The following is a 6,589-nucleotide window of genomic DNA, read 5'->3' as shown; positions in this document are numbered from 1 at the left end:
CGCGCTGCGCGAAGCGCAGCCCTTCGACGAGGGTGTCGCCGCCGGTGCGCGCCGGGTGCAGCGAGCGGTCGGGGGCCTGGACGATGACCTGCGTCCGGCGGCGGAGCCGGCGGCGTGCGGCCGGCGCCGCGGCCGGGTTGTCGGCGCCGTCGAAGATGACCGAGCCCGAGCGCACCGCGGCGAGGCCGAGGATGGCGTTGCCGAGCGAGCTCTTGCCCGACCCGGACTCGCCGACGACGCCGACGGTCCGGCCGCGTCCTACGGTGAGGTCGACGCCGCGGACGGCGTGCACCGCCGAGCGTCCACGGCCGTGCAGCACGTCGAGGTTGTACACCTGCAGCAGCGTGTCGGTCGTCATCGGGCCACCTCCTGCGGTGACGGCAGCAGCGTCACGACGGTCTTGGATCGGACGCAGCGCACCTGCCGGTCGCCGGACTGCACGAGCGGGACGGGGGCGGCCCGGCACTGCGCCACGGCCAGTGGGCAGCGGTTGGCGAACCGGCACGACTGCGGCCAGTCGGCCGGCGCGGGCACCGTGCCCTCGATGGCGCGAAGGGGTTCGCCCGGGCGGGCGTCGTGCGGGTTGGCCGCGAGCAGCGCTGCCGTGTACGGGTGCCGGGGCGCACGGATCAGCTCGGTGACGGCGGCGGCCTCGACGATCTCGCCGGCGTACATCACGATCCCGCGCTCGCAGAGATCGCTCAGGACACCGAGGTCGTGGGTGACGAGGATGATCGCCATCCCGCTCTGCTGCAGTTCACGCAGCAGGTCGAGGATCTCGGCCTGCACCGTGACATCCAGCGCGGTCGTCGGCTCGTCGGCGATGAGCATCGCCGGGTCGGCGGCGAGCGCCGCGGCGATGCCGACCCGCTGGGCCATGCCGCCGGAGAGCTGGTGCGGGAACTTCGCCGCCGTGCCGGCCGGGTCGGGCAGCCGCACGAGCGTCAGCAGTTCGACGGCGCGGGCGCGGGCCTCGCGGCGCGTGCACCGGCGGTGGGCACGGATCGCCTCGACCAGCTGCGAGCCGACGGTGAACGACGGGTCGAGGCTGAGGATGGGCTCCTGCGAGATCCAGCCGATGCGACCTCCGCGGACGGCGCGGAGCTCGTAGGTCGAGGCATGTACGAGGTTTTGTCCTTCGATGGTGTTGCTGCCGGCGGTGATGCGGCCGTTGCCTGGGAGCAGGCCGAACAGCGACCGGGCGGTGACCGACTTGCCGCAGCCGGACTCGCCGATGATGCCGAGCGCCTCGCCGGGCCGGAGGTCGAACCCGACGCCGGTGACGACGGGCGTCTCGACGCCGTCGCGTTCGAAGGCGACGGTGAGGTCGCGCACCGACAGCAGCGCGTCGCTGTTCGGGGCCGTCGTCGCGGGGAGGACAGGCCGATGGCCGCGTCGGCGGCGCGTCGTGGCGGGGCGCACCTCGCCGTACTGCTCGGCCATGACGTCGCGGACGGCGTCGCCGAGCAGGCCGAGCGCGAGGATGAAGCTGATGACGATGACGCCGGACGGCACGAGCAGCCACATCTGCGTGCCGACGTTCTGGGACGCCTCGGCGATCAGCGAGCCCCAGGTCGCCTGCTTCGACCCGAGGCCGAGGAAGCCGAGGCCGGTCTCGAGCAGGACGGCGCCGGCGCCGAACAGCGAGAGCTGCACGACGACCGTGCCGGCGATGCGCGGCAGGATGTGCCGACGCATGATCGTGACCGGTCGCAGCCCGGAGACCTGTGCGGCGCGGACGAACAGCTCCTGCCGCAGGCCCTGCGTGATCGACCGGACGATGCGGGCGAGGCCGGGTGCCCCGAGCAGGCCGAGGGTGACCATCGCGGCGGTCTCGTTGCCGGGGAAGATCGCAACCACGACGAGCAGGACGATGATGACCGGCACCGAGTACACGACGTCGGCGAGCCGGAGCACGATGCGGTCGACCCGGCCGCCGACGTAGCCCGCGACGAGCCCGAGCGGGACGCCGACGGCGAGGTAGATCGCGCACGACACGAGCACGCCGAGCAGCGTGATCTGGCCGCCGTAGAGGAGCCGGCTAAGAACATCGCGTCCGAGGGTGCCGGTGCCGAGCCAGTGCGAGCCGGTCGGGCCGGAGAGGACGTGGTCGAGATCCTGGTCGTCCGGGCTGAACGGTGCGAGCACCGGCGCGAGGACGCTGGCCGCGGTCACGAGCAGGAGCCACGCCAGGGCGGCCACGCCGAGCGGCTTGTGCAGCAGGCGCTTCATGCGCGCACCTTCGGGTTCAATGCGGCGTACCCCAGTTCGACGAGCAGGTTGACGATGACGACGAGGGCGGTGAAGAACACCGCGACACCCTGGATCACCGGGATGTCGTGGGCGCCGGTGGCGGAGACGACCTCGCCGCCGAGCCCCGGAAGCACGAACACGGTCTCGACCAGCACCGCGCCGCCGAACAGGCCGACCGCGACGAGGCCGACCACGCTGAGCACGGGCGTGCCGGCGTTGCGCAGCACGTGCTTGAGGATGATGCGGCGCTCGCTGATGCCTCGTGCCCGCAGCACGGCGACGTAGTCCTTGCCGAGTTCGGCGAGCACGCCGTCACGGGTCTGCTTGGCGATCGGTGCGGCGCTGCTGAAGGCCAGGGTGATCACGGGCAGCACCAAGGACTCGAACCACTGCGTGGGCGAGTCGGCGAACGGCACGTACCCGGTCGCCGGGAAGATCTCGCTGCGGACGGCCAGGAAGGTGACCAGCACCAGCCCGAGCCAGTAGGTCGGCACGGCCAGCCCGAGCAGCGACAGCACGTCGACCACCTTGCCCAGCACGCCGCCGCGCAGCGCGCTGGTCAGCCCCAGGCCGACCCCGACGACGGCCGCCAGCAGCACAGCACCGATGACGAGGCTCAGCGTGACGCCGAGCCGGCCGCCGAGCTCGGAGGTGACCGAGCCGGACGACTGGATCGACTGGCCGAGGTCGCCGTGCATGGCACGCCACAACCAGTGCAGGTAGCGCTGCCACAGCGGCTTGTCGAGCCCCAACTGCTGACGCAACTGGCGGTACTGCGCCGGGTCGGCATTCAGGCCGAGGATCGACCTCGCCGCGTCCCCCGGCACCAGGCTCGCCAGCACGAAGGTCAGGGCCGACACACCGAGCAACAACGGCACCGCGGTCAGCAGCCACCTGATCACCAGCTTGCGCATGCCGGCCTCCTCCCCTCGTCCGGATCGATTACTTGGTGTCGTACCAGTCGAGCGGCGTCGCGATCGGCGCCTTGCCGCTGAGCTGGAGGCCGCCGAGGCTCGGGCGGCTGAAGTAGAACACTGGGCTGAAGGCGACCGGCGCGAACCAGGCCTGGTCGACGAGGTACTCCTCCATCTGCTGGTCGAGCTTCGCGCGGGTGGTCGGGTCGGCCGCGCTCGCCTTGGCGAACAGGGCGGTCAGCTTCGGGTCGTTGCTCTTGAAGCCGTTGAACACGGGGGCTGTGGGGAGGAACAGACCCTGTCCCTCCTGGAACATCGGCTGTGCGCCGTAGCCGACCGCGGCCGCAGGGAACTTCTTGCTGGTGAGGTCACCGAGGTAGGTGGGGATGTCGGTGTCGGTCTTGAGCTGCACCTTGATGCCGACCTTCGCCAGCTGACCCTGGATCGCCTGCGCCATCGTGTCGATGCCGGCGAACTGCGCCGAGGCGACCGGCAGCGTGAAGCCGTTCGGGTACCCGGCCGCGGCCAGCAACTGCTTGGCCTTCGCGGGGTCGTAGGGGTACTGCTTGGCCGCGGTGTCCGAGTAGCCGTCGGCGCCCTGGACGACCGTCTGCACCGTCGGAACGCCACTCGCGCCGAGGACGGCCTTGGTGACCGTGGCGCGGTCGATGGCGTAGTTGATCGCCTGCCGCACGCGGACGTCGCCGAGCGGCTTGCTCACCTGGCCGCTGCGGTCGAGCAGGGCGAGGCCCTGGAAGACGAAGGGCACGGACGTCACCTTGAGACCGGCGGCGGTCACCTGCGACAGCACGCTCGAGTCGCCGCCGATCGCGACGTCGACCTGCCCGGTCTTCAGGGCGTTGACGACCGACTGGGGGTTGGCGATGACCCGGACGACGATCTTCTTGTAGTGCTGGCGATCGGTGTCGAAGTAGCCGGCGCGGGCGGTGTAGGTGTAGTGGTCACCGGCCACCGTGGCGGACGGGTCGAGGACGTACGGGCCCGCGCCGTGGCTGACGCCGCTGGCCGACAGGGCCTTCGGGTTCGCGAGTCCCTTCGGGCTGATGATCTGCCCGACGCCGGTGAACTGGGTGAAGGTGTCGGCGAGCATGGGGTTCGGCGTCGCCGACTTGATGGTGATGCTCGACGGCCCGGTCTTGGTGAAGGTCATCCCGACCAGCATCGCCGCCTGGGCTCCCGGCGCCTTCTGCGCGTACTGCAGCGACGCGAGGACGGCGTCCGCCGTCACAGGCGCACCGTCGCTGAAGGTCACGCCGGAGCGGAGGGTGACATCGAGCTGCTGGTTCGTCGAGCCGACCGCCTTCCACGACGACGCGAGGTCAGGCTGCAGCGACCCGTCGGCGGCGCGGTAGATCAGCGAGTCGTAGGCCGGGATGGTATAGGCCGTCAGCGCCGAGGCGACCTGCGCCGGGTCGAGGCTGTTCGGCGGTGCCTGCGCCGCGATGGTGAGCGTGGCGCCGGCGACCGGCTTGCCGCCGCCGGTGGACGTGGTCGACCTGCTGGACGAGCCGCCGCCGCAAGCGGTCAGGCCGGCGGCCAACGCCGCGGTACAGGCCAGCGTCGTGGCGCGGCGCAGGGTGAGGGATGAGACGGGCACGGAGTCCTCCAGTGACATGGGCGAATCGAGGTGAAGCGAGGTGGAGCGAGGCGATGCGAGCTGAACCGCAGTCAGCCGAAGCTGACGGTGGCCGTGGTGACGGTGGTGCCGGCGCCGACGGAGTACTGCTGTTGCAGGTCGGCCGGGCCGAGGTCGACGCCGAAGGTGAGGCGTCCGGTGCTGGACGGTGTGACGAGTCGGCGCGAGCCGTCGATCGTGACGGGCACGCTGGCGCGCCCGGCGAACAAGGGGGGCGTGGTGACGGTGGTGAGGCCGCTGCCGGCGACGGTGACGCCGGCCCGGTCGGCGTGACGCAGCTCGAGGAACTCCGGTGCACGAAGCGGGTCGGCGGTGACGGTCCAGTTCCAGACGGTCCACGTCGGCGCGATCGAGCGATGGTCGAACGAGCTCGGCGGTGGCGGCGGGGCGGCGAACACACACTGCAGGTGCTCGAGCGCGTCGGTGAGCTCATGATCGAAGAGGGCGACGCTGTGGCAGCCCCAGTCGAGCTGGGTCCAGCGGTGGGCGATGCCGAGGTCGAGCAGCCTCTGGTGCAGGTCGATGCTCATCGGCTCGATGCCAGCACCCTCGAGCGCGCAGCCGGACAGCTCGGGTGCGGTCTCGCCGTTCGCCGGTGAGAAGACACCGTTTCCGGTGAACAGTTGGAGGTCGACGCCGCGCAGATTCTCAGCAAGATCGACCGGGTTGTGGCCCCGCCAGACGACTTCCTCGGTGAGGCGTGGGCCGAAGATGGCGTCCGGCAAGCCGCCCTGCAGCACCGGTGACGCCGTGACCACCGGGATGACGGTCGGGAAGTTCGTGTCGACCGCGCCCGACAGACTCGCGGCCGCGACGAACAGGTCGGGACGCTGCGCGGCAAGCGACATGGCGCCGAAACCACCCATCGACTCGCCCACCACCGCGCGGTGCGCCCGGCCGGCGAGTGTCCGGAAGTTCGCATCGATCAACGGGATGAGTTGCCGGGTGACGAAGGTGGTGTACATCGGCGGTCCGCCGGCACCGTCGTTGAACCAGTCGCTCCAATAGCCGGCCTGGCCGTCCGGGCTCACGACGATGGCCGGGAAGTCCTCGGTCAGCGCCTCGCCGTGGTAGTCGGCCCGGAACGTCGTCTCGTCGTGATTGGTCCCGGCGAGGTAGTACATGACCGGCCACCGACGGCCTGGCTGAGCGGCGTAGCCGACCGGCAGCGTCACCTCGACCGGCGTCGTCGCCGTGCTGAAGGACGGGGTGGCGACGTCGAGGTGCAGGGTGCGTGCGGTGAGCCACTGCTCGCCGACGATCGACGCACCCGGCACAGACACCGTGGCCGCTGACGGGGATGTCGTTGCGCCGACGACGGCTGGGGCGACGAGTACGCAGGCGGCCAACGTCGCGAGCGCCGCGACGCCTCGCGATGCCGCGTTCGCCGTGCCACGTCGTCCCCGGCTCATCCCCTGCTCCCATCGACCAGGCGGTCCCCGTGACCGCGTGATGACGAGTGTGGGGCGAGCGGGCAACGATTGCAAGAGTTTCACGTAAAGCACTTTGCATCGGGTTTTAGTCCTTGCGGCCCTCGCTCGTTCGGCCCGTCACGTCCAGGCACTACGTGGCTCGCCGAGGACGCCTGTCAACCGACGGGCTACGACTGTCCTCCTCGACGACCCCAGCGCCCGCCAATGTCCGTGGCCATGAAAAAGTCCCCACTGGTGGCCGGATCGCGGTCCCCACTGGTGGCCAGTTAGAAGTCCCCACTCCTCGCGTGTCCTGCCCAGGGTGAGAGGCCCTGCGCGGTGACGGTGCTGGT

The 6,589-nt window shown here is 70.9% G+C and carries 5 protein-coding genes; all 5 read right to left on the bottom strand.

Annotation, left to right across the window (positions count from 1 at the left end):
• Nucleotides 1–358: ATP-binding cassette domain-containing protein (locus ACTHMS_RS04720; protein ID WP_440305515.1), on the bottom strand; the 358-nt coding region annotated here is incomplete at its 3' end.
• Nucleotides 355–2,232 carry a dipeptide/oligopeptide/nickel ABC transporter permease/ATP-binding protein gene (locus ACTHMS_RS04715; RefSeq protein WP_440305514.1) on the bottom strand — a complete coding sequence of 626 codons (1,878 nt, stop codon included), beginning with the start codon at nt 2,230–2,232 and terminating at the stop codon, nt 355–357. The genes ACTHMS_RS04715 and ACTHMS_RS04720, both read right to left, overlap by 4 nt.
• Nucleotides 2,229–3,167, bottom strand: coding sequence for an ABC transporter permease (locus ACTHMS_RS04710; RefSeq protein WP_440305513.1), 939 nt, complete (start codon nt 3,165–3,167; stop codon nt 2,229–2,231). The genes ACTHMS_RS04715 and ACTHMS_RS04710 overlap by 4 nt, the downstream gene beginning before the upstream one ends.
• Before the next feature lie 28 nt (nt 3,168–3,195).
• Entirely contained in the window at nt 3,196–4,785 is a 1,590-nt protein-coding gene (locus ACTHMS_RS04705; RefSeq protein WP_440305512.1) for an ABC transporter substrate-binding protein, read from the bottom strand.
• A 71-nt stretch (nt 4,786–4,856) separates the two neighbouring features.
• Nucleotides 4,857–6,101 carry an alpha/beta hydrolase gene (locus ACTHMS_RS04700; RefSeq protein WP_440305511.1) on the bottom strand — a complete coding sequence of 415 codons (1,245 nt, stop codon included), beginning with the start codon at nt 6,099–6,101 and terminating at the stop codon, nt 4,857–4,859.
• Nucleotides 6,102–6,589 lie beyond the last annotated feature (488 nt).

Source organism: Jatrophihabitans sp. (assembly GCF_051960575.1).
GTDB lineage: Bacteria > Actinomycetota > Actinomycetes > Mycobacteriales > Jatrophihabitantaceae > JBQCEE01.
The sequence above is the reverse complement of the archived record's forward strand: the minus strand, read 5'-3'. Positions and strand labels throughout refer to the sequence as shown.

Excerpts from the sequence above, each read along its gene's own strand:
- ACTHMS_RS04715 (WP_440305514.1), bottom strand. The coding sequence starts at position 2,232 with ATGAAGCGCCTGCTGCACAAGCCGCTCGGCGTGGCCGCCCTGGCGTGG.
- ACTHMS_RS04710 (WP_440305513.1), bottom strand. The coding sequence starts at position 3,167 with ATGCGCAAGCTGGTGATCAGGTGGCTGCTGACCGCGGTGCCGTTGTTG.